At 39.3% G+C, this 25,505-nt stretch carries 16 protein-coding genes, 1 tRNA gene and 1 pseudogene; 7 read left to right on the plus strand and 11 right to left on the minus strand.

The window, feature by feature from the left end; all coding sequences use genetic code 11:
• Nucleotides 1–5 precede the first annotated feature (5 nt).
• From Q0486_RS03705 to Q0486_RS03730, 6 genes are all read right to left on the minus strand, one after another.
• A complete protein-coding gene (locus tag Q0486_RS03705) occupies nt 6–2,054 on the minus strand; it encodes a sugar-binding protein (protein WP_299230351.1) in 2,049 nt (682 codons plus the stop codon).
• Between the two features lie 15 nt (nt 2,055–2,069).
• A complete protein-coding gene (locus Q0486_RS03710; protein ID WP_299230392.1) occupies nt 2,070–3,359 on the minus strand; it encodes an alpha-L-fucosidase in 1,290 nt (429 codons plus the stop codon).
• 457 nt (nt 3,360–3,816) lie between these two features.
• Nucleotides 3,817–3,975 (minus strand): recombinase family protein, encoded by a 159-nt coding sequence (locus tag Q0486_RS03715; protein ID WP_299230352.1) that lies wholly within the window; start codon nt 3,973–3,975, stop codon nt 3,817–3,819.
• A gap of 692 nt (nt 3,976–4,667) precedes the next feature.
• Nucleotides 4,668–7,247 (minus strand): carboxypeptidase-like regulatory domain-containing protein, encoded by a 2,580-nt coding sequence (locus Q0486_RS03720; RefSeq protein ID WP_299230354.1) that lies wholly within the window; start codon nt 7,245–7,247, stop codon nt 4,668–4,670.
• Complete coding sequence (locus Q0486_RS03725) at nt 7,244–8,119, minus strand: GLPGLI family protein (protein WP_299230356.1); 876 nt, start codon at nt 8,117–8,119, stop codon at nt 7,244–7,246. The genes Q0486_RS03720 and Q0486_RS03725 overlap by 4 nt, the downstream gene beginning before the upstream one ends.
• A 120-nt stretch (nt 8,120–8,239) precedes the next feature.
• On the minus strand, nt 8,240–8,839 hold the full coding sequence (locus tag Q0486_RS03730) for a TetR/AcrR family transcriptional regulator (protein ID WP_299230358.1): 600 nt from the start codon (nt 8,837–8,839) through the stop codon (nt 8,240–8,242).
• Between the two features lie 541 nt (nt 8,840–9,380).
• Here Q0486_RS03730 and Q0486_RS03735 point away from each other — a divergent pair.
• Both Q0486_RS03735 and Q0486_RS03740 read left to right on the plus strand, forming a co-directional pair.
• Nucleotides 9,381–9,497 (plus strand): annotated as a pseudogene (locus tag Q0486_RS03735) (NVEALA domain-containing protein); the annotation flags it as partial.
• A 416-nt stretch (nt 9,498–9,913) separates the two neighbouring features.
• Nucleotides 9,914–10,873, plus strand: coding sequence for a BF3164 family lipoprotein (locus Q0486_RS03740; protein WP_299230360.1), 960 nt, complete (start codon nt 9,914–9,916; stop codon nt 10,871–10,873).
• A gap of 623 nt (nt 10,874–11,496) precedes the next feature.
• Here Q0486_RS03740 and Q0486_RS03745 read toward each other — a convergent pair.
• Nucleotides 11,497–11,570, minus strand: a tRNA-Ile gene (locus Q0486_RS03745).
• 460 nt (nt 11,571–12,030) lie between these two features.
• Here Q0486_RS03745 and Q0486_RS03750 point away from each other — a divergent pair.
• From Q0486_RS03750 to Q0486_RS03770, 5 genes are all read left to right on the plus strand, one after another.
• Nucleotides 12,031–14,658, plus strand: a complete 2,628-nt coding sequence (locus Q0486_RS03750; protein WP_299230362.1) for a calcium-translocating P-type ATPase, PMCA-type — start codon at nt 12,031–12,033, stop codon at nt 14,656–14,658.
• A gap of 11 nt (nt 14,659–14,669) precedes the next feature.
• Nucleotides 14,670–15,284 carry an HAD family phosphatase gene (locus Q0486_RS03755; protein WP_299230364.1) on the plus strand — a complete coding sequence of 205 codons (615 nt, stop codon included), beginning with the start codon at nt 14,670–14,672 and terminating at the stop codon, nt 15,282–15,284.
• A 5-nt stretch (nt 15,285–15,289) separates the two neighbouring features.
• On the plus strand, nt 15,290–16,213 hold the full coding sequence (locus tag Q0486_RS03760) for a bifunctional riboflavin kinase/FAD synthetase (protein ID WP_299230365.1): 924 nt from the start codon (nt 15,290–15,292) through the stop codon (nt 16,211–16,213).
• Between the two features lie 15 nt (nt 16,214–16,228).
• Nucleotides 16,229–18,136: a DEAD/DEAH box helicase gene (locus Q0486_RS03765; RefSeq protein WP_299230366.1), complete on the plus strand. Its 1,908-nt coding sequence runs from the start codon at nt 16,229–16,231 to the stop codon at nt 18,134–18,136.
• 195 nt (nt 18,137–18,331) lie between these two features.
• Nucleotides 18,332–19,696 (plus strand): FimB/Mfa2 family fimbrial subunit, encoded by a 1,365-nt coding sequence (locus Q0486_RS03770; RefSeq protein WP_299230367.1) that lies wholly within the window; start codon nt 18,332–18,334, stop codon nt 19,694–19,696.
• A 47-nt stretch (nt 19,697–19,743) separates the two neighbouring features.
• On the opposite strand, the gene Q0486_RS03775 is transcribed toward Q0486_RS03770, so the two are convergent.
• From Q0486_RS03775 to Q0486_RS03790, 4 genes are all read right to left on the minus strand, one after another.
• A complete protein-coding gene (locus Q0486_RS03775; protein WP_299230369.1) occupies nt 19,744–21,108 on the minus strand; it encodes a TIGR00341 family protein in 1,365 nt (454 codons plus the stop codon).
• Nucleotides 21,109–21,110: 2 nt separating this feature from the next.
• Nucleotides 21,111–22,592: an oligosaccharide flippase family protein gene (locus Q0486_RS03780; RefSeq protein WP_299230371.1), complete on the minus strand. Its 1,482-nt coding sequence runs from the start codon at nt 22,590–22,592 to the stop codon at nt 21,111–21,113.
• A 56-nt stretch (nt 22,593–22,648) separates the two neighbouring features.
• A complete protein-coding gene (gene ruvB / locus Q0486_RS03785) occupies nt 22,649–23,674 on the minus strand; it encodes a Holliday junction branch migration DNA helicase RuvB (RefSeq protein WP_204390968.1) in 1,026 nt (341 codons plus the stop codon).
• Nucleotides 23,675–23,770: 96 nt separating this feature from the next.
• Nucleotides 23,771–25,294: an arylsulfatase gene (locus Q0486_RS03790; RefSeq protein WP_299230373.1), complete on the minus strand. Its 1,524-nt coding sequence runs from the start codon at nt 25,292–25,294 to the stop codon at nt 23,771–23,773.
• Nucleotides 25,295–25,505: the final 211 nt, after the last annotated feature.

Consider the following 25,505-nt stretch of genomic DNA (forward strand, 5'->3'; position numbering starts at 1 on the left):
ATTTATTATTTTACAACTTCAAAACCTCTTTTTTCCAGGTAAGCCTTAAATTTATACAGATACTCTTCATTCGGACCATCAAAGAACGAAACTCCAGAGGCTCCATTATTGAAAGCCTCATCCAATGCCTGCTCGAATATATTCTTAATATCAGGGAACATCAGACCAGCATAAATCTTAGCACGACCATTGATTGTCTTTACACTTTCTTTCACCGAGCGTCCAATCCACTCCGGACCTTCATAATAAAAGCCATTGTAAATCATAGGGAAGTAAGCATCAAGCGACCATTCTCCCCAATCCTGACGCACCATCTTGCGTGCCATGGAAGGACCCGGGAAAACTGCTGCAGAAATACGTTTTCCATCTGCCTTAATAGTCTGCGTTATCTTGTCTACCACACGCGTGATTGCATCCAGACGGAAATTTATCCATGACTGGTCTTCCATAGGATATTTCAGTTCCAACGGATCTTTTCCGGTCTTTTCCTTGAACATCTTGCGGCAAACATCGCAATAACAATAATCATATTCAGGCAATTCAGAAGTCTGCTCGATTCCATAATTTTTCCACAAGCTTACCGGCAACACCACATCAGGGAAGCGTACATAATCCAGGTGAACTCCATCTACATAAGGTAAATTTGCCTCTTTCAGATAATCAGCAGCCAAATATTCAGCCACACCTTCATGATTAGGACACAAGAAACGGTAATAGTCCACGTATGCAGGCTTGTCATAACCTGACTCTCCTTTACGGTTCACGGCAAACCAGTCAGGATGCGTTTCACGAACCTCTCTCCGGTTCATTGTCCACTTCCAGTAATGAGCTTCCAAACCGGCTTCCTTACACATACGGTAAGTATCCTCATCATAGCCTTCAAACATTACTCCGCTGATACCACATTCCTTCATCAAAGCAAAGTATTTCTTATAATACTCATCTCCCTTTCCTTTGTTGATACGCATCCATACCCAGTTCTTTACCTGACGTGGAGCAATGGCTTCACGAGTAAACCGTCCATTATGGTCCACCACATAACGAACTTTTTCTTCAGGAACACTAACAGACATAGAGAACGTACGTTGAGTGGCTTCTACCGATATTTCAGAACCTGCAGGCAAATCCTTCAGTTCAGTTTCTGTCAGGAAGAAGTTTTCTTTAGTGCGGAGATAATTTTTCTCTTTGGCATAATAATCCAATTGGGCATAGAACATAGCCCAAAGCAACTTATAGGCTGCCATATTATAAGGATACTCAAAATAGTCTGTACCTGTTCCCACCACCTTATCAGAAAGATACAGGAAGCCCCATCTGTCAGGCATGTGCATATCAATCCGTCCGGTAGGCATCCACACCCAGTTTTCTTCACGCTGTCCAGGCTTCAGCCATTGCACACGAGAAAAATTTATACGCCACCAATTTCCAGCCTTGGCAGGATTGGAGAAATTCACAGTCAGGGCCTTATGTGGGATGGCCATTTCCACACTCCACTGTTTGTCCTTATCTTTTGATTTGTTTAAAGTGCCATCACGATGAACAGCCAGCTTAAGTCCCGGACAATCCCACTGAATCATAAAGTTACCTCCGGAACGGTATGGCTTATCCAGCATCAGGTCAAAAATTACCCCCTTCGCATTAGTCTCTATCTCAAAATAATTCTGCCCGTCACCATCAGGGTCCAGAAAAACCTCAAAGTCATTGTCATAATAGATAATTGTATCCCTTTGACTAAGCTTAGCCTTGATATCGTCCTCCTGTAAGACGGCTCCAACATAGAGATAATTATCATCCCATAACATCTTGGCAGATGTTTCATAGCAAGGTCTAGGGAAACCTTCTCCACTTATATCTACAAAAGAAGACGTTGGTTGCGTTTTTTGCCATTCGGCCTCATTCAGTTTTCCATCTATCTTGATTTTTCCATCCACACGATAGCACACATAACCTTCCGGAAGCGTCAGCATACGTTCATATTTTTCATATAATCCCTGCCCACAGAGCTGTCCTGTCATTGCCAATGCAAACAAACTGCCTACCAATTGTTTTTTCATAATCTGTATTTTCAATTAATTACTCTCAATAACCTGTCCCGCTCCACGATACAATTTAATCGGTCCATCCAATAATACGGCAACTACTGTAATCTGTGAATCAAGTACATGATCGGGAACATCAATATAAAGATTACCTGGTACCTCACTCCAATAGTTTTTATTATAAACCTTATAAGATAACATGGCACCATTACCTACCACCCATACTCGATTAACTTTATTCATCAACCCTTTTACTTCAATAGGTCCGTTAGGTTTATAAGGCAAATACAGATACAAGATGTCACCACCCTTATTCAGAGTAGTATATCCCTGAAAATGCTCTGTCGGAATACCGGCACGAGTATCATAAATAGCCTCCTTGTGTTTTTGAGTCCAACGTCCAAACTCTTTCAAAATAGCTACCTGCTCTTCAGGAATCGTACCATCCTCTTTAGGTCCGATGTCCAGCAACAAATTTCCTCCCATACTCAGACAATCCACAAAAGTTCTCAATAAAATATAAGGTGACTTATAGTTAGTGTCAGTATGCTGATAGCCCCAAGAATCATTCATGGTCATACACAATTCCCAATATTTATCTTCAGGACGCACAATAGGAACTCCTTGCTCCGGTGTGGCATAATCACCATATCCCTGAATACGAGAGTTGATAATTACATCTTTATTGTCCGATCGCAACAAATCCACAATACCCTTAGAATTCCACGCCTCAGCAGTCTGTTCCCAGTCACCATCAAACCAATACAAATCAGGTTTCCAGGTCTTATTCAACTCAGACAGCTGCGCCATATTAAAATCAACAAAACGTTTCCAACGTTGAGGATCATTTTTATAACGCACTTCAGTGCGTGTCATATTCGGATAATCAGGATGCGACCAGTCCAACAAGGAATAATAGAATCCCAACTTCAAATCTTGCTTACGGACTTCTTTTACAAAAGGACTTATTAAATCTCTTTTAGCCGGCGTACATTTAACAGTACTAAGTTCACCCGCCTTTGTATCCCACAAAGCCATTCCGTCATGATGCTTTGTCGTGATCACAGTATATCGGGCTCCACTTTCTTTAATCAAATCCACCCAAGCCTTAGGATCATACTTCGAGGCTGTAAAACCATCTTTCTGACTCATGTATTCTTCATACGGCAGATATTTATTGAAGAAAGACCAGCTTTCAGAGACTCCCTTCACAGAATAAATACCCCAATGAATAAAAATACCCAACTTTGCATTCGAGAACCACTCCATCCTTTTTTCTTTCATAGCATCCTGCTGTGATTTTTCTGGTGTCTGACTCATGACAGGTACAGACGCACAACAATAAGCTATACACAAAGCTATAATTTGTTTGTTTAGCATATTGATTAATAAAATATTTAAAGTAAAACAATTCACTCAGAAAAGCCGTAAAGGCATTCATATTTCCAAACGGCTCATACATAAAGGTTAAACAAGTATTTATCCAAATATCAAAATAATTATATAGGCTACAAATATAATAAAATCTTTTACAAATTCAGTACAATATAGGAAATATTCTACAAATTCAATTGAAAAGTATGAAATTGTTCACGCAATGGTACAGAAAAGGCAGTTAGCGATTCGCTTACTGCCTGATTTTCAATGTATACCAGCCTGGACTTGAACCAGAGACCTCTAGATTATGAGAACGATAAAATGATATTCTACGATAGTTTATTTTATTAATACTAGCTGAATATCAGGCAGTTATGAATTTCGCTATTTCTTATAAAACTCATTTACAACCTTCAAGAATAAGATTGCGATTATACTTGGCCAGCGATGCGAGTATCTGCATGGTGAATCTGCCGACAACGGTAAAAGTATCAAAATTGTCCTGAAGGGAAACAAGCTTGATGCACCGTTGCTCAAGCTTTGCACAAAGGTCGAGCATTTCCTTAACGAATCCGCCTAATCGGTCAGGTCAGTAAATGCCAAGTGTCTCGCCGGAACACAAGTAATCCATGCAAAAAATCAGATCTTCACACTTGAACTCCTTTCCGGAGATTTTGTCCGTGAAGATACGGATGCATCCGGCATTGTTCAGTCATCTTCCTGAGAAGAGAGGTTCTGTTCTCTCTTACTCACCATGGCGTATCCTATTTTTTCTCCCATAATTCTAAAATATACTTAATTTTTTAAAGTTAGCTGGTTTAGATTTAAAAGCAAGAAAAAAGCCATTTATAAATAATGTATAGGACATTTTTTCACTATCTATAGTAAACTATAGTTTATTTTAGACTTTGTAAAGCGCAATTTAGAAAGAAGGGATATGTTTAAGATGAGTAATTGTATCTGGTTATTACTCAATAATATAACGACAAAACGTCAGAAATATGTATGAACTCCTAAAGGATACATTCTAAAAGGTGAAGATTTAACCCTTTATTGTTTTTAAACCTGTTGGAGGTATAAATAAATGGTATTTCTTCTTTTTTTGATGTAATTGTTTCCAATATTCCACATAGCCTTGGCTAAAGGCACAAGGCTACTCCCAAGGTACAACATTTTCAACGAACGGTAAGGGTAGCAAAACTCAAATCAGATAATTTACTGATAGGTTATATATTCGAGCCGATTAATTTATCATTTAATGATTATAGAGAATAATAGTTGTCTGCCTCGCAAAGAACGCTGGCATTCAAATGAGGATAATTGTGAATAGGTTGTATAGTTATAATGTCGTTTATTCAATATGTTAATTAATGATGCTGAGAGTTCAATTCTTTTTGATGGCTTAAATGTAAGTTTTGTATCGAGCATAAATAAATTCTTGAACTTATCTTCCATTATTTCATTACGATAGTGCATGCCACTGATTTCCCATTGCCACTTGCTTGTGGGAACAATGTTAAGACTCAGTTCATTTGTCATGGTAGATAACCATGGAGTTGAAGTCTCGTTCATTGTGATAGTGTTGGCATAATAATCAATCACGTAGTCAAAACTTAGCCATCTGCAAGGTGAACCATTAATCTTACCTCCAATGCTCCAACCTGTATTTACGGAATTTACCAATGACTGTTGAGAAAGAAGATCTGATGAATTTCTTGTAAAAGTACCATTAATGGCGAAATTTCCACTCATGAAGTCAAGTGTTTTGGAGATACTACCCATTGCCAATAATATTTTAGAATCATTGTCAGCCTCTTTATAATTATACATCACATAATTCCCATAAACCATCTGTGACATCATGTATGGCAAATGGCTCCAGGAATGCATCACGAGGGCATTCGCAAAGAGTCCATGTCTTGTATGTTTATAATTGATACTTCCCGATAAGTTTTGTGAAGACAGGTTGTAGAAGTTATCCACTCCGGATTGCAATGTGCGATAATTGTTCATTATCAATCCCGAATGTACCATATTAAGATTCATTGGAGAACGTCCTAGACCACCTCTGATAGAACCCGAAAAACGATTGTTTGGTTTCCAAGTAAAACTCAGCAATGGGGAGAAATAAGCTTCATCATGGTTCTCTATTACTTTATTGAAAGAATAGTGGGCATAGCTGACAGGCAGATTAAGTGTAATGTCAACTTTTCGTATCCAGTATTCAATCTTCGGTATAACATAGGTTGTAAATGAATTGGTGTGAATCGCATTATTGGTTATGCCCGGCAACTCCTCTGGTATATTTATCAATTCAGAATTCATCGAACGCCAATATCCTTTTATTCCTCCATCCAGACTGATTGTGATTCCTTTCATGTTAAATGCATACGCAGCACTTTCTTGAGTATAAAAAGCATAATCATCTACATATTGAGCGTATGGATTACCATTCACACCAATCTTCAATGTTTGCGGCAATGACTCCCATTCGTTATTGCTTACAAAAGTAACCAGATGTTTCTCCTTAAAACGCTTGATCATTTTGAATCTGTTGCTGATAAAATAATCCGGCAACTCTGCTGACTGCGTATTGGTGAGCGAACCCGTAGTATTGAAATCTATATTATTCCAGTCTATATTGGTAAGTAATGTATTGTTGATGAATACAGTTTTTTTGTTTTGTTCGTATATGAATTTCCCGCTAAGAGAGTGTTCTCGCTCAATACCTTCCTGCTTTTCAGTAATAACCTGATTGCCTTCTTCAAGGAAGTAGGTAGTTACATTGGAAGCATCTGCCGTCAAACGATTATAGGAATAATCGATATTAAATTTGAATTCTCCGTTTTTAAGTTTCCACAAATTGTTTGTGGAGGTAATAAACGAACGGTTGAATCGTACGTATCTGTCATTCAGCGAGAGTACTTTTGGCAGGCTCAAATCTATGTACCTCTCAAGTTCAGTCTCCTTGCGATTATTTACAAAGTCCGTATTATATACAGATAAATCTTCTCCTATATTGTTTGTACTGATAGTGGTAATGCTTTGAAATGATGGTTTTACAGCCATGGCAAAGAATTCTCCATCCCATAGACCACCTTCAGGAAGCCAGGACAAACCACCACCAGCGTCACCGTGTAGGTTCCAACTGACTTTTGCCTTATCTTTCAGTTTGAGGTTTATCGCGGCTTTGCTTGAGAAACTGACACCTGAAAGTACCTGCATTGGCTGATGGTTTTCCAACACTTCAATGGCTCCAATATCCTCATGTCTTATACCATTGGTTGCCACACCGTATTTACCGCCGAGAAGGTCAGAGCCTTCTATATAAAATTTATTGATGTCCTCTCCTTGATATTGAATCTTACCATTACGAGATACATTTATACCCGGCATACGATTTAAGACATCACCGATTGAGCGGTCTTGGACTTGAGCAAAACTGCCTACATAATAAGTCACCGTATCTCCTTGTTCCCTAATTTTATCTGCTTTAATAGCTACTTCTTTTAGTTGAATCGATTGCGGTTCCATTAAGATTGTAAGTGGAAATTTCGCATTTTCAAGAGATATACTCTGTTTTGCATATCCCAACATCGAAACTTTCAAAACATATCCCTTTATTGATGGCAAATGCATAGAAAATGATCCATCAGGGGCTGTTGTGGCAAATTTAATTATTTTCCCACTAGCATCTTGCACGATAGCGGATGCTGAAACCAAAGGCTCGTTATCTTCAGTACTGATTACTTTACCGCATACATCTGTCTGAGCTACGGCAAAGAATGAGTTAGATATTGATAACAAGCATATAACAAATAGTTTTTTCATTCTCTATAGTCTGTTTCAAGGAAATCAATATCTGTTACTACTTTCTCAACTGGAGCACCTGCTTTTGCGTGATTCTTGCTTCCAGGATAATTATTGATAATGGAACTGGTAAAAGAACTTTGATTTTCAAGGGCTTTTCTTTTGTGACGTAACAATTCTTTTCTTTCGATTTTTTCATATCTTTCTGGAGAATAGATAGGGATGATTTCCTTCGAACTTGTCTCAATACCTGTTGCCATAAAAGAGTGTTGTCCACTTGCTTCGGATGCTTCGAGAATTAATCCGGGAAGACCACAAAGTTTCCAGGGACCATCCTGAACTGGTATCTCTGGTGTAAACCATACAGTCCATTGGCGACCATGATACTTTGTGGTTGCCATAACACATTGATATCCTAATACGGTTTTAGTGGAATCTGCTATATTCCATTCCATATCACCTAATTGATCTGTATAACATCCTGATTCAAGACCCCCAATTAATTCATAGACACTAATGGTTGATTCCAATCTGTTTTTGAATACATAAATATCACCTTTCTTATGGGGTACTAAATCATAATTGCCTGTTCTGGCTACTTCGCCCATTACAGCTTTAAGCATCTGATGGTATTGTTGCCTTCCGGATGGAGTAGATGTCAATGAGTCAAGATATTCACTTACAGGGGGATAAAATTTAGAATGAGAAGCATTTGAAAGAAGAACAAACTCATTTTCACGCTCAGATACTTCACTGCCACCACGCAAGAATACTTCGTGATACTTATAACTGACCTTAATATCAGCCTTTGGATTTTCACTCTTCTTTTTTGCAGAGAGAGTAAAAGGAATCGCAAGTAGAACTACTAAAATATAAATTACACTTCTTTTCATATTATTTCAATGTCTTAAAACCGGATTCTTTCTTTATTCACACTCGTATGAACGACAGTGCTAAATACAAGAGAGAATATTAAATAACAACTGGAAAGATTCATGGATTATATTATACCGTCATTTGAGAAGAGCATAAATATAGTCGTAATTTTGTTTCAGTCTGTCTATGTCGTAACCTCTCTCCGTGAATACACCATCGAAAGCCCTACCTAGATAACAGTCTCCGTATAAATAGCTGATGCTGTCGGAATCCAAATGACTTCTTATTTCACCTGTAGAAATGGCATTTTCGATAACGGATTTCCAGATTCGCAAATCTTCCTCATACCATCTGGCGCATTGTTCCTTAAAATCTGGTATATAAGTCAAGGCTGAATTTTCAATACGCATCAAGGCCTCGTTCATATTCATAATGCCAGTGTCCAACATCTGTTCCTTTTCCCGTTTCAGTATCTCAATGAAATAATTATAAAAAGAACAAAGAGACAATTTATAGGCATCAGGTACAGTTTTTATAGATGATGTACCGTATACGTAGGTATGGATGACCTCTCTGAACAGACCTTCCTTGTTCTTGAAATAACATATCATAGAACCCCGACTTATACCTATTTTCTTCTCCAGTACACTGAAAGACACGCGGTCATAAGGCATGGTGGCAAACAGCCTGAACGCTTCTATTAGTATTTTCTGCCTGCTTATTTCTCCTTTGCTCATACTTATGTTTATTTTTACACTATGCAAAGATAGGAAATATAACGACATGAATAAATTTATCACATGTATATATTATTTTTTGTACAAAATACGTATTATATTGAATTTTATTTCTATTTTTACCATATAATGACCGTTATAATATAACTATTTGGAATACACAATTAATAGCTACATGCTGCTAATTAGCTAAATAAGTTCTAAAAACTACATTCAGTTTTAAAGTTCATTTTCAATATGTGTGTTTCCCCAATAGAGCTATTGAAAGATTTTATGAAAAGATATTTCTGTCATAGCAGGAAAAGGGATTGGAACTATTTCCCCGCAATTATCTTTTCTGTTTATGGTTATAAGAAATCTTCTAAAGATACGGAGGTAATGTTTGCCACAATTTCGGAAGGACTGGTTCACTTATATTCATGAAGTATAATAACGATAAAAACAAATCTATTGGCAGAGTTGAGTAAAGAATGGTTCAACTCTGCTGAAAGGTGATTGAGTAAATAATATTAAAATAAAGAACAATGAAAAATAATAGAAAATACATTCTGCATCTACATTTGCTGCGGTAGCCGGATATAATGTATATACTTCACAACATGAGAAAACAATGTCGGACCTTGCATTGGCTAATGTGGAAGCATTACCGCAAGATGAATATTTTGTGTATTTGCTGTTTTCCGGTCGTACAGTAAAACAATTCCCGGAAGAAACCTTTCTTGCCTCGCACATTCTGGTCTTGAATAACCGTAGAGAGAAAATCAAGAGCCTTGAAACCGACAGGCTTAACATCTCAATAGCTGTAGCGAGTGAACAACGGCGTATTTATGCCATAGCCAAGAATCCGGAAACGGGAGAATATGAGGTGGGGTATTATTCTTTTACAAAATAAATAAGGGAGATAACAATAAAAGTATATTGGCTGATGGCTTTGATTTTAGGCTGTTTGGCTGATTATGGTACAAATTGAGAAACATTATTAACTATTTTTTCATTATGAGTAATTTTATAAAGTGTTTTGGCATATTATTATTTTCATCAATCGTCATAGGCTGTAAACAAAACAGTCAAAATATGGTAGAAAAGATTCCCTTGAAATGTAACATAATTGATGATGATTATTTATTGGGGAATCCATCTCTTATAGCAGTGTCTAATTCAAATATGGTGATTGTTGACATGTCTCAAGATAGTTTGATTCATGTATTTAAGTTACCGGATTGTAACTATGTAGGTAAATGTGGAATAATGGGACAAGGACCAAGCGAATTTACAATGGTATCATCATTATTTGATTATAAAGACAACGAATTTGGAATTTATGACCCCAACAAGAAAGAAATAAACTTACTTGACATTAGCGGTAGTAATTTGAAGTTATTGCCTTACATAAGTATGGATAACACATATCTTCATTATGATATCCAGCCTGTTTCCGACAAACGTTTTATAGGAACCGGAATCTATGAAAAAGGGCGTTTCTGTATATTGGATAACACAGGTAAGATGAAAGGCTTGTATGGACAATGGCCGGCTAGGGATAAGCAGGAAGCAGAAACCAACAACCGTATTAAGGCACAGGCTTATATGGGAGGATTTGCAGTCAGTCCTTCAGGTAAAAAAATGATAGCCTATACTATGACAGCAGATATGATTGAACTTTATGACTTTAGCGGTGATAGTATTCGTAAGATTACTGATTTATACAAATCGTACCCAAATTATAATTACAAAACTGGTTCGGAAAGTTTTACAGGTACTTCCAAGAAGACACCTTTCTGTTATTTATATGCAACATGTACGGATAAATATATTTATGTATTATATTCCGGAAAAAATTTTCAGGAACATTCAACAAATGCAATGAATGGTAATATCATATATGTTTATGATTGGAACGGAGAGAATTTGTGTCAGTATGAGCTGGATATGAATTTACAGAATATTTGTATAGACAAGACAGGTAAGATCTTATATGCTATAGCTTATAATCCTGACCCTGCAATAGTGAAAATTTTATTACCAAATCATTAGTCCCTGCTAAAAAATATAATGTCCGGCATTTTGTTGGCACGTGATGAAGATATTAATTTTATAGTTTTTGATTTCAAGGATTTTTTAAAACCATATTTATATGTATAAATTGGGACTATTTTTTATATGTCTGTCTTATTTCTTTGTTCTTGTCAAAACAGAAAAGAGGTCATAGAACTTGCCTTATCCCATGATTCCGTAAGGATGAATGATGATTTTATAATTGGTTCTCCAATAAAAATGCATTGTTTGAATAATGATTTGCTTATTATCAATGCAAAATTAGAAAGGACATTTCATTGGATAAAGATTTCAGAATGTAAGTATATGGGGGGATTGGATATTTAGGACAAGGTCCTAACGAACTATTGAATAATAATATTAAAAACAAAATTTTATAAAAATCATCAATCAAGGTGAAAATAGAATATATTTGAATTTATTTAACCGCCAAAGAAGCTACATTAGCTACATATATTAATGAGTAATATTATAAGACTACATGGAACTTCATAGAAATTCTATGCGTAAACATAATCAACTCAAACAGTTTGTTTACGCATTGTTTTCGCAAGGGCATAAAAAAAGCAGTTAGCAAATTGCTAACTGCTTGATTCTCAATGTGGACCAGCCTGGGCTTGAACCAGGGACCTCCAGATTATGAGTCTGTTGCTCTAACCAACTGAGCTACAAGTCCGGTGAATCGCTTTATTTTCGATTGCGATGCAAAGGTAGTGTTTATTTTTTATTCTGCAAACATTTGAAGAAAAAAAATGAAACTTTTTATTTCATACATCCACTTTATATGTCAAACTATGAAATATAACAGTGAAGGAATAATGCATTTTGCATAATGAATAAAAGCAAAATACAAGAAAGAAAAAACAAAAACAACCGTTTATATTCTATAAATATAATCTATATTTATACATATACAACTTATATCTTTATAAATACAAGTTATATTTATAAAAACAAAGTATGTATTTATAGATATATTAAGTACAAAATATATTTTTATTCACCATATCAAGAGTTTATTTTGCAGAAATCAATGAACACATATTACGGATTAAGAAGTTTTACACCCCATAACACCATAACTTCAGAGATATTGTTGTATTTTTGCACCGATTAATCGATTAATTATTAAAGAAATGTCACAGAAAATGAATGAAAATCATCTGAACGGACTGACTGATCAGGAGGTTATTGCCAGCCGTCAGAAATATGGGGAAAACTTACTTACTCCTCCAAAGCGTCCGTCAATATGGAAACTTTATCTCGAAAAATTCCAGGACCCTGTAATCAGAGTTCTACTGGTGGCGGCCGTTTTTTCACTTATCATATCAATTATAGAAAATGAATATGCCGAAACGATAGGTATCTTCTTCGCTATCTTTCTGGCTACAGGTATCGGATTTTATTTTGAATATGATGCCAACAAAAAATTTGATCTTCTGAATGCCGTTGGTGAAGAAACCCCTGTCACCGTTATACGAAACGGAAAGGTAAAAGAGATTCCAAGAAAGGAAATCGTCGTGGGTGATATCGTAATCTTGAACACAGGTGATGAGATTCCTGCCGACGGAACATTGGTGGAAGCTGTTTCACTGCAAGTGAACGAAGCCAACCTTACAGGTGAGCTTATGGTGAACAAGACCACCGACCCTGAGCATTTTGATGACGAGGCTACTTATCCGTCGAATGCCGTGATGCGCGGTACTACAGTGACCGACGGACACGGAACAATGAAGGTTGACCGTGTGGGTGACGCTACAGAAATCGGTAAGGTAGCTCGCCAGTCAACGGAACAGAGTGACGAAAAGACTCCGCTAAACATACAGTTGGAAAAACTTGCCAACCTGATTGGTAAGGTAGGTTTCACTATCGCAACACTTACTTTCCTTATTTTCACAGGGAAAGACCTTTATGCTTATTTCACTGCCAATACAGTTGAGACATGGGAACAATGGCTTCAGGTAGCCCAAATAGTACTGAAATACTTCATGATGGCTGTAACGCTGATTGTTGTGGCTGTACCTGAAGGACTTCCAATGAGTGTGACACTGAGCCTTGCGCTTAACATGCGCCGTATGCTGAAGACAAACAACCTTGTGCGCAAAATGCATGCATGTGAAACTATGGGTGCCATCACTGTGATTTGTACAGACAAGACCGGTACTCTGACACAGAACCTGATGCAGGTTCACGAAGCACAGGTGGACGAATCAAATCCTGAACTTGTGGCAGAAAGCATTGCCGTAAACTCTACAGCTTTCCTTGAAGAGAAGGCTGAAGGAGAAAAGCCGTCGGGTGTGGGTAATCCTACAGAAGTTGCCCTGCTCTTATGGCTCAACGGAAAGGGTGCCGACTATATTTCACTGCGTGAAAATGCTCATACAGTGAACCAGCTTACATTCTCTACCGAGAGAAAATATATGGCTACACTAGTTGACTCACCTGTGATGAACAAACGTGTTCTATATATAAAAGGTGCGCCTGAAATCGTGATGTCTAAATGTTCATTAAGCGACGATAAAATCAAGGCATACAACGAACAACTCCTTGCATATCAGAACAAGGCTATGCGTACCCTGGGACTTGCATACAGAATTATCCCTGAAGGAAAATCGGAAGACTGTGCAGAACTCGTGGCTGAAGGCGGTATGACATTCCTAGGAATATTCGCAATCAGCGATCCTATACGTCCTGACGTGCCTGATGCAGTCAAGAAATGCCAGTCGGCAGGTATCGGAGTGAAGATTGTAACAGGTGATACTCCGGGAACAGCTACCGAAATTGCACGTCAGATTGGCTTGTGGACTGAAAACGATACTGAACGTAACCGTATCACTGGTACAGACTTTGCCGCATTAAGCGATGAAGAAGCTCTTGAAAGAGTTCTTGACATCAAGGTTATGAGCCGTGCGCGTCCTATGGACAAACAGCGTCTTGTACAGTTGCTACAGCAGAAAGGTGCGGTAGTGGCAGTTACAGGCGACGGTACAAACGATGCTCCTGCCCTCAACCATGCCCAGGTTGGTCTGTCAATGGGTACAGGAACATCCGTAGCTAAAGAGGCCAGCGACATCACTCTGCTCGACGATTCATTCCACAGTATAGCTACAGCCGTGATGTGGGGACGTTCGCTCTACAAGAACATACAGCGTTTCATCGTGTTCCAGCTTACTATCAACGTAGTAGCATTGCTGAGTGTCCTCCTTGGAGCATTCTTCGGTTCTGCCCTACCGCTCACCGTTACACAGATGCTTTGGGTGAACCTGATTATGGACACATTTGCCGCCATGGCTTTGGCTTCAATTTCTCCAAGTATGGACGTAATGAACGAAAAGCCTCGTAAGCGTACAGATTTCATCATCAGCAAGGCTATGCAGAAGAATATCTTCGGTACAGGTATCTGCTTCCTTATCGTACTGATGGGACTTATGGCATACATGAACAATTCTGCTGCAGGTATGGATGTTCATAACCTGACAATATTCTTCACTGTGTTCGTGATGCTTCAGTTCTGGAATCTGTTCAATGCCAGTGTATTCGGGACAAACCATTCTATCTTCAAGGATGCAGGTCATGCACTTGGTATGCTCAGTGTGGCACTGATAATTCTTGTAGGTCAGTTCATTATCGTTACCTTCGGTGGCAAAGTGTTCCGTACTGAGGCTCTTCCACTGATGGATTGGGTTTATATTATAGGTGGAACTTCTATAGTACTTTGGATTGGCGAAATCTGGAGAGGTATCAAGAGAATGAGTTCTAAATAAGACACAAGATTATGGATTCAAAAATCAAAAATATAATATTTGACTGGGGTGGCGTTCTTATCGACGTCACCTTGGGCAGATTTCTAGCCGAATGCAAGGCTGCCGGAATCTGTTTCGAGGATAAAGAAATAACCGGCACTCACAAGACAGGTTTCTTCCTTGAATATGAACTTGGCAATATCTCTGATGACGATGCGCGCAATGAGTTACGCCGCAGAGCAGGAAAAGATATATCAGATGCGGAAATCGACCGTATATGGAACACCATGATAGACAGTATTCCGGAAGAGAAACTAGAACTGCTTTACAGACTGAAGGACAAATACAATTTGTATATACTTAGCAACACTAATGCAATTCATTGGGATAATGTAGCACCTAAAGTTTTCAGCTACAAAGGATTGGGTATTGATGATTTCTTCAAGAAAGTATTCCTCTCGCATGAAATGCACCTTGCCAAACCGGACACTACAATTTATCTGAAAGCACTGTCAGAAGCAGGACTCAAGGCAGAAGAAACCATGTTTATAGACGACTCAAAACTGAACTGCGACGCAGCACAATCTGTAGGTATAAATGCCGTACATTACATTCCGGGAGATGATCTCTCACTGATTTTCAAATAATAAAAATGAAGTTTATAGAAGAATACGATAAAACTGACATAAAGCCATGCGCGGCAACAATAGGATGCTTCGACGGAGTACACACCGGACACCGCTATCTGGTAAAACAGGTTCGCGACATAGCCGATGAGAAAGGTCTGAAAAGTGCCCTTATCACCTTTCCTGTACATCCACGCCAGGTTATGCAGGCAGACTATATGCCGGAACTCTTATCGTGTCCTGTACAAAAGACTTCACTTATCAGTTCTCTTGATTCCGATTATTGCATAGTCTTCCCTTTCACTAAAGAACTTTCGCAGTTTACGGCACGCGAGTTCATGGAGCTAATGCACAACAGATACAATGTACGTGCACTGGTTATAGGCTACGACCACCGTTTCGGACACAACCGCACAGAGACATTCGAGGATTATTGCCGCTACGGACAGGAACTTGGAATGTCTGTAATAAAGGCCGAGCCTCTGAAATGTGACATCACAGATACTTTCATCAGTTCGTCTGCAATAAGAAAACTACTTAAATGTGGCGATGTGGTTACGGCAAACCGCTTCCTCGGATATAACTATTATATTGACGGTACAGTGACCGACGGACACAAGATAGGACGGAAAATCGGCTTCCCTACTGCCAATATCATTCCTTCATGTCCGGAAAAACTAATACCGGAGAACGGAGTTTATGCAGTACGTGTACCCATAGGCAATACAGTTTACAAAGGGATGCTGAACATAGGCAACCGTCCTACCCTAAACAATGGCAGTAACGTAAGCATCGAAGTACATATAATCGACTTCAGCGGTGATATATATCATCATCCTTTAAGGATTGAGTTTATCAGCAGAATAAGACAGGAGATAAAATTTGCCTCAATGGAAGAGTTGATAGAACAACTTGAAAAAGACAAGACGATAATATCAAAAATAGAATAATTTTAATAACAACAAATGAAGACATTCGAAGAATTAGGCGTTTCCGAAGAAATACGCAGGGCGATAGAAGAAATGGGATATGAGTATCCTATGCCCGTACAGGAAGAAGTTATACCGTATTTGCTTGGAAACGGAAATGACGTAGTGGCTCTGGCACAAACCGGAACCGGAAAAACAGCCGCATTTGGTCTGCCGCTGATACAGAAAATAAATCTTGATGAATGTGTACCGCAAGCACTGGTGCTCTGCCCTACACGAGAACTGTGCCTGCAGATAGCAGGTGACCTTACTGACTATTCAAAATATATTTCAGATCTTAAGATATTACCTGTATATGGAGGTTCATCCATAGAAAGCCAAATCAGAAGCCTGAAGAAAGGTGTACATATCATAGTGGCTACTCCTGGACGACTCATCGACCTTATGGAGCGCAAAGTGGCTCGCCTTGAAACTATCAGAGATGTAGTAATGGACGAGGCTGACGAGATGCTCAACATGGGATTTACCGAAAGTATCAATGCCATACTGGAAAAAGTACCTGAAGACCGCAACACTCTGATGTTCTCTGCCACAATGAGTCCTGAAATCTCGCGCATTGCGAAGACTTACCTGCATAATGCGAAAGAAATAACCATAGGAACAAAGAACGAAGGTAGCAAGAACGTAAACCATATAGCATATATCGTACACGCAAAGGACAAGTATCTCGCGCTGAAACGTATCGTAGACTACTATCCTCAGATATACGGCATCATCTTCTGCCGTACACGTATTGAAACTCAAGAGATAGCCGACAAGCTGATACAGGACGGATACAGTGCCGACTCTCTTCACGGCGAACTGAGCCAGGCCCAACGTGACCTCGTGATGCAGAAATTCCGCCAGCGTCATCTGCAGCTTCTTGTAGCTACTGACGTGGCAGCACGCGGACTTGACGTGAACGACCTTACTCACGTTATCAACTATGCCCTGCCTGACGATACAGAAAGCTATACACACCGAAGTGGACGTACAGGACGTGCAGGAAAGACAGGTATCTCTATCGCCATAATAAATATGCGCGAGAAGGGAAAGATGCGTGAGATAGAACGTATCATCAACAAGAAATTCACGATAGGAACACTTCCTGCAGGAAAAGAGATTTGCGAACAGCAGCTCATCAAGGTTATAGACGATATAGAAAAGGTTAAGGTGAACGAGGAAGATATCGAAGCATTCCTCCCTGGCATATACCGTAAGTTCGAATGGCTGAGCAAGGAAGACCTTATAAAACGAGTTGTATCAATGGAATTCAACCGCTTCTTGGAATACTACCGCAATGCACCTGAAATTGAACAGCCTAAGGCAAACGAGAAAGATAAGTCGGACAAGCCTCGCAAGGATCGCGGAAGCGACAAGGAAAAGACAGCCCGCAAAGCGGAAAAGGGATATGCACGTCTATTCCTCAACATGGGTAAAACCGACGGTTTCTATGCAAATCAGGTTATCGAACTGATTAATCGCAACACAAAGAAAGAGCGCATACAGATAGGACGCATTGACCTGATGCAGAACTTTTCATTCTTCGAAGTGGCAGAACAGCAGGCCGATATCGTTATTAAAGCTCTTAACAAGGTTGTTATAAAAGGCAAGAAAATTATAGTGGAAATCGCCGGAGAAAACAACGGCAAGAGCGACAAGAGCGGCAAGAAACGCGATACCAAGGCATCAAAAGGTTCAAAAGAAAAAAATGCAAAAGAAAGTCCTGCAAAAGAAAAGAAAGCTTCAAAGAAGGATAAGCCAAGCCGTGAGGAACGCGGATATACATCAGCACGCGGGCCAAAGAACAAAGACGATTGGAAACAGTTCTTCATCCATGACAATAACTCTTCGAACCCGGGATTTGATGATACCGGAATGGGAAAGAAGAAAAAGAAGAAATAGACCTATAAAATATAAAGAAATAATGCGCAACTTTTGGGTATTTATCCCGGAAGTTGCGCATTTCGTTTTTTACCATGGCGTCAACTTTTCTTCAAACATATTAATACAAAAATTTGATTATTACTTACAATTATATACCTTTACAAAAACAACAATTTCAAAATATACAAAATCAACCTAAAATTACTTTCGAATATGAAAAACATTCCAGCACTTTCGTTACTTTTCTTGTACATAATCTTGTTTACGGCATGCAGTAAACAAAATTTAGAAACCGGGGAAGACAATATTGTAAATAATATACCAGTAAACATTAACGTACGAAGTTCGGATACAGATACTGACGATGAGTATTTTCCAATCAACATATTTATCTTCAATGAAAAGAACGAATGTATTTATAAGCAGGAAGTTAGTAAAGAAGAGAAAACATTCTCCACTAAACTGAAAGCCGGGAAATACAGCCTTAGTGCATTTAGTGGACTTGACAAAACGGAATACTCATATCCCGAGTCACCTTTATACGATGATAAAATTGAAATAAAAAACTCATATAGTGTTAATCATGCTTTAATGTCAGGACATCATGAAATCGAGTTGTCACAATCATCAGATCTTACAATACCAATAAAATATTGCGTGTGTGCAATAAGTTTCTCCTTCTCCGAAGTTCCATCAGACGCGACTGAAGTTTCACTTAGCGTATCACCAATAAGCAATGGATATACCTTCAGTGGCAGATATACAGAAGACACATCAAAAATAACAATAAACTGTACACATAGTGACGGATTATGGAAAGCCGGTCCTATCTATGTTTTTCCCTCTGAAGATAACATAACACTATCTGTATCAATAAACAGAGCGTCCGGAACAGAGACATCGAGTTATACTCATAAAAGCAATCTGAAACCCGCTGTTCCATATAATTTTAAAGGCAAATATAACGATGGTTTTACTGTAACCGGAGGTTTCGAAATAGAAGGCTGGAATCCTGGTATTGATGTTGATTATGACCTGGTACCTGAAGGGACTTCAGAAGGTAGCGATACTGAAGAGAACCCGGAAACAGGAGATACAGAAATACCTACAATCTATTCTGATTATATTCCTGAGCCGAACTCTATATGGAAATCGTTCTATGTCTGGACTACTAAAGAAATCAATTCCACAGAGATTGAGGCTCTGATAATAGCTCCGGATCAATGGTCGAAGATATTGGCCAAAGATGCACAACCGACTCTTGATTGGTATGAAGAAGATGGGATATCAGACTGGAGAACTTTCACGGAAGAAGAAACAAGAGCATTTCATAAAGCATTTCCTGGCTCTAGTAATGAACTTGGAGCACTCAACAAACTATTATCAGACAATGGTCATAACATTTTTTATTGTTACGAAGGTGAAAGATACCTGTGTAGAAACGCTGAATATTCTTTCTGTCTGACCTCAACTACATCTGGTGGTACACTTATAATAACACCGGTAGGAGAAAAGACCACATATTATCTGCGGCCTGTAAAAACCGTAAGAATAAGACTTCAAGAGGCTGATCTTTAATCAGCCTCTTGAAGTCTCTAATAATTTTCCATTACATATAAATCAAATCACTTGTCCATTACAATAAGTTCAAGCTTCTTTGCATTGGTACGTGTCTTGAGCCAGTCTGCCATACGTTTCTTATCGGCAGCAGATGGTTTCTTGGCACATTGCAATATAGCAAATGTAAGAGTGTCAGGTTTGAGACTGTCAAGTTCAAGACGGATACTACGCGACAATGCAACCGACTTGATACCTCCACCGAAGAGAGCCTTCATCTCTCCTGCCAGTCTGCTGTCAGCCTGTCCGCTACGAGTATAGAGTTCCAACTGTGTTTTCAGGGAATCTATCTCATGTTGTTGTGCAGCCAGCTTCTGTTCACTCTTCTTGTAGAAATCCTCCATCACCATCGACTTGATATTGCTTATGTCCATCTCGCCGTTATTCACTCCCTGAAATACTACAAGCTTAGTTTTTCCGAGGTTGTACTTTTCAAGCTTCTGCTCGGCAGCGGCTATCTGACTTTCGGATACTTCATTGCCGACCATCACAACCTTAATCTCACGTTTGGAATATGATATTTCCCTACTGAGGATTTGTGAATTAGGAAACTGGAGTTCCTCAGAAATATAATTGTTAGCCGCACTGTGATAGAATGTTTCCTTAACGATACCGTATGTAAGATATATCGCAGGACACATTGTCACTAATGTTATAGTTATAATATATTTACGTACCAGTTTCTCACGATTTTTATCCACAAACTCCTTGTGCTTGAATTTCATAAACCGTACTCCCAGGAAAGTGGCAAGGCTTATGAACACTGAGTTGATAAAATAGAGATAGAAAGCTCCCAAGAAATAAAGCAGATTGCCGGTTGCCAATCCGAATCCGGCAGTACAGAGTGGCGGCATCAAAGCTGTAGCGATAGCCACACCAGGTATGACATTACCTTTCTCCTTTGTAGCCACAGCCACTATACCAGCAAGACCACCGACCAGGGCTATGAATACGTCATAGATAGTAGGCGAAGTACGTGCCAACAATTCCGATTGCACTTCGTCAAGCGGAGTGAATGCAAAATATATTGTGGCGGTAGTGACACTGAACACAGTAGCTATGAAATAACTCTTCAGAGAGCGTTTCATAAGTTCGAAATCGTTGATACCGATAGCAAGTCCCACACCCATGATAGGTCCCATAAGCGGAGAAATCAGCATGGCGCCGATGATTACGGCAGTAGAATTGACATTCAGTCCGAGAGAAGCAATAAAAGTGGCAAACACAAGGATCCACAGGTTTGCTCCACGGAATTCCACTCCATTGCGGATGCTTTCAACTGTGAGTTGCTCATCCTCCATACTTTTGTTCAAGTCCAGATAATCATCGTAAAACTTTCTTATCAGGTACTTCTTTCTGTTGTTAAGTTCCATAATTATTTCTTTATAAATCGGTTAATAACAGGGATACTTCTCAAAGGTAAGTCTTTTTTTATGATATATGCAACAAACAGCACAAGTAATAATGTACGGAAAGCAATACGCAACACTGTATTTTCAGGATAAATGTATATTGATGCTACATAAAGCACTGCCGCAAAAACCAGATAGACGAACATATCCTTTATAGGATAAGCCACAGGATATTTCTTCTGACCTATGAAATACGACAGAACAGTGATAAGTCCGTAGCCTGCCACCGATGCCCATGCCGAAGCCAGATATCCGTACTTAGGAACCAGCCAGATATTGAGTATAAGTATCACCGCACATCCTATAAGAGAGAAATATGCTCCCCAGCGTGTCTCGTCAATCAGCTTATACCAGAAAGAAAGATTGAAATAGATTCCTTTCAGTATCTCGGCTCCCATTACTATAGCAACCACACTAAGGCCTTCCCAATAGTCCGGAGCTACCATATATTTCAGGATATCCATATAAAACATAACAGCCAGAAATGCCAACAGAGAGAAGATAAAGAAATACTTCATTGCTCCTGCGTAGGAGGATGTGCTGTCCTTCTTATTGCTGTTGCCAAACACGAAAGGCTCGTAGGCATATCTGAAAGCCTGGGTAAACATAGCCATAATCATTGCTACCTTACTTGTAGCACTATATATACCCAGTTGTACAAGTCCCTCCTGACGGTCATCATAAAGGAAAGGATATATCATCTTGTCAACAGTCTGATTCAATATTCCCACTACCCCGAATATAAGTATCGGGAATGAATAGCTTAACATACGTTTCTGAAGTTCGAAGTCAGGTTTAAAAGTCAGCTGTCTCAGTTCCGGAATAAAGAAGAGCATCTGTGCCGCCGACATTATCAGATTCGACACAAATATGTAGCCCACCAGATAATCAGGATTATAGAACCATGAGATCAATGAAGGCGCATGTTCATTCAGCCATGGACAAAGAAGAAGAAAGAACAAATTCAAAGCAATATTGCCTATTATATTGAAAAGCTTGATTGATGCAAACTTTATAGGCCGTTTCTTATATCTGAGCCATGCAAAAGGAATACAAAGAAACGAATCGAGAGCCACTACCACCATCATCATCCCTACATAATCCTTATGGTCGGGATATTCAAGGAATTGCGATATAGGCTCCAGAAAAATCAAACCAAGAATGACGAAAAGCAACGAAAGTCCCCCCACGAAAAGGGATGTATTGGAGAATACCTTTACTGAATCCTCTTCCGACTTGTTTGCAAAGCGAAAAAAACCTGTCTCCATACCGAAAGTAAGGAAAACAAGTATAAGTGCCGTATAAGCATATACATTCGACACTACACCGTAGCCTCCCGACTCTGCCGAAAGGACTGCCGTATATAGCGGAACGAGCAGATAGTTGAGGAAACGTCCTACTATACTGCTCAGTCCGTAAATTGCTGTATCTTTAACTAATGACACGTTGGTAATTAATAATTAAGAACTGAAAGTCAACGAAGTTAATTAAAAATTAAGAGCTAATCAAAAAGCGTTTTCTCCTGCTGCCAAATGCTCCTTCCAAGATGTTTGTATGCCAATTCTGTAACTTCACGACCACGCGGAGTGCGTTTCAGGAAACCTTCCTTTATAAGGAAAGGCTCATACACTTCCTCCAGTGTACCCGGGTCTTCACCCAAAGCAGTGGCAATGGTAGTAAGCCCTACAGGACCACCCTTGAACTTGTCGATAATAGTACAAAGAATCTTGTTGTCTATCTCATCGAGTCCATAGCGGTCGATGTTCAAAGCTTCAAGAGCATATTTGGCTATTTTCAAATCAATATGCCCATCTCCTTTCACCTGGGCAAAATCGCGTACTCGTCGGAGCAAGGCATTTGCTATACGTGGAGTTCCACGGCTTCTTGATGCAATCTCACCTGCAGCCTCAACATCGCATGTCACCCCGAGAATACCGGCCGAACGCATAACTATGCGCGACAAAACATTCTCATCGTAATACTCCAGATGAAGATTTATACCGAATCTGGCTCTGAGCGGTGCTGTAAGCAATCCGCTGCGTGTAGTAGCACCCACAAGAGTAAAAGGATTCAAATCAAGCTGTATGCTTCGTGCCGACGGTCCTTTGTCTATCATAATGTCTATACGATAGTCTTCCATAGCGGAATACAGGAACTCCTCGACTACCGGACTCAGACGGTGTATCTCATCGATAAACAACACATCATTAGGTTCCAGACTTGTCAACACTCCGGCCAAATCACCAGGTTTGTCAAGTACAGGCCCTGAAGTAACCTTGAAACCTACTCCAAGCTCGTTTGCTATGATATTACTCAATGTAGTCTTTCCCAATCCCGGAGGTCCATGAAGCAACACATGGTCCAGAGCCTCAGCCCTGAGCCTTGCAGCCTTCACAAAGATACGCAGATTATCGACCACCTTGTCCTGCCCGCTGAAATCCTCAAACTGTAGCGGACGGAGGGCGTTCTCAAAATCGCGTTCTTTTCCCGTAGGCTTATAATCTCTTATATCAAACTGATCTTCCATATAATATTGTAAAATACAAATGCAAAATTACAAAAGAAAATCATGAAAAGAACATATTTAAGCCAAAATAGGATAAACAGTAAGTGCATCATTGCTTTATAACGGCAGCGTTATCTTAAAGTATTCACTGTCTCTATGCTCTTTCTTGATTATATCAACCAACTTCTGTACAATATCAGGATGATTTGCTGAAATATCATTATCCTCATGAATATCAACTGATAAATCATATAGATGAGGTTTGCCTTTTTTTACGACCAGCTTCCAGTCGCCCATACGTACAGCCATCTGGTCTGTTTCATGAAATTCCCAATACAGATAGTCATGTTTCTTCTGCATTTCATCATTTCCCATCAATGTAGGAGCAAACGATATACCGTCGAAACAGTCACCTTCAAGTTTCTTGTTCAAATACTTTTTAGGGAATTTCTTATCGCCAACCAATTCGCAGAAAGTAGGCATAATATCATAGAAAGCCAACTGATGATCATTCACTGTTCCTGCCTCTACTTTACCAGGCCAACGCACTATAAAAGGTATTCTTATTCCACCTTCATAGCACTGACGCTTCAAACCACGCAATTTTCCATCACGACCGAAAAATTCAGGATCTGCACCACCCTCTTCGTGAGGACCGTTATCACTACTGAATATTACTATGGTATTCTCATCAAAACCTTTCTCTTTCAGCTTCGCCAATATTTCCCCAACGTATGCATCCAGACGGGTTATCATTCCCGCAAACTCGGCATGAGTATGTACTGCAGGATTGTATCTGCTACCTTCCGAGCCTCCCCAAGTCTTGTCGTGGAAGAACTTTTTCTTATAAGACTTCAAAATGGAATCATTGGGCTGGACCAGTTCGGCATGTGGCAGCGTGTATGTAAAGAATCCATAGAAAGGAGTATTTCCGTCTTGCGAATCAATCCACTTAAGAGCCTCACGATGAATCATATCAGCAGAATATTGTGGACGTTTCTTATAGTCATCGCCATACATAGGATATTTGATATTTTCATCCATAGTGACACGTACAGTTGCCGTATCACCGAGCGACTTGCTGTAACGGTTGAGAAAATTTGGATAATACAGATGTGCCTGGAACTGACAGATAAAACCATAATACTCATCTATACCACGTTTATCGGGAGTAGAACACGAGCCTTCGTATCCTCCTGCCCATTTACCGAACATACCCGTGGTATATCCGTTCTTTTTCATTATCTCCGGAAGGATTATATGCTCTGGATCGTACGGTTCCTGGCCAACTACTGTATACTCATCGTTGTCGCCATACTTAACGGTAGAAGCATTCTTCCAATATTCTTTATTTCCACGCACATGTGTATGTCCCGAATGCTGTCCTGTCATTATCGTTGCACGCGACGGCGCACTAACCGGACTACCGGCGTATGCTTGTGTAAAGCGCATTCCTTCCTGCGCCATACGATCCAGATTGGGAGTGTTAATATATTTCTGACCATAACATCCCAAGTCACCATATCCCATATCGTCGCATAAGATAAAAATGATATTAGGTTTCTCTGTCGCTTTAGCGGCATGAACTTGGCATATTCCAGTTGCCAATATCCCTGTAGAAATCATCAAATTCTTAATCATAATATTTTGAATTTTGAGGTTAAATCTTTAAAATTAAGTTAGATCAATCAGTTACGCCTAGTTTAACCAATCATTTTTTTGCATACGAATATAAGGATATTTTTCGGGATAAAATATTTCAGGACAAAACAAATTGAAAATTTAATATTTAAGAGCTTTTTAAATTTGAAATACAAAAGAATGTTTCTAAATATCAGGATACATATAAAAG

Origin of the sequence: uncultured Bacteroides sp. (assembly GCF_937912035.1) — a bacterium.
Classification (GTDB): Bacteria; Bacteroidota; Bacteroidia; order Bacteroidales; family Bacteroidaceae; genus Phocaeicola.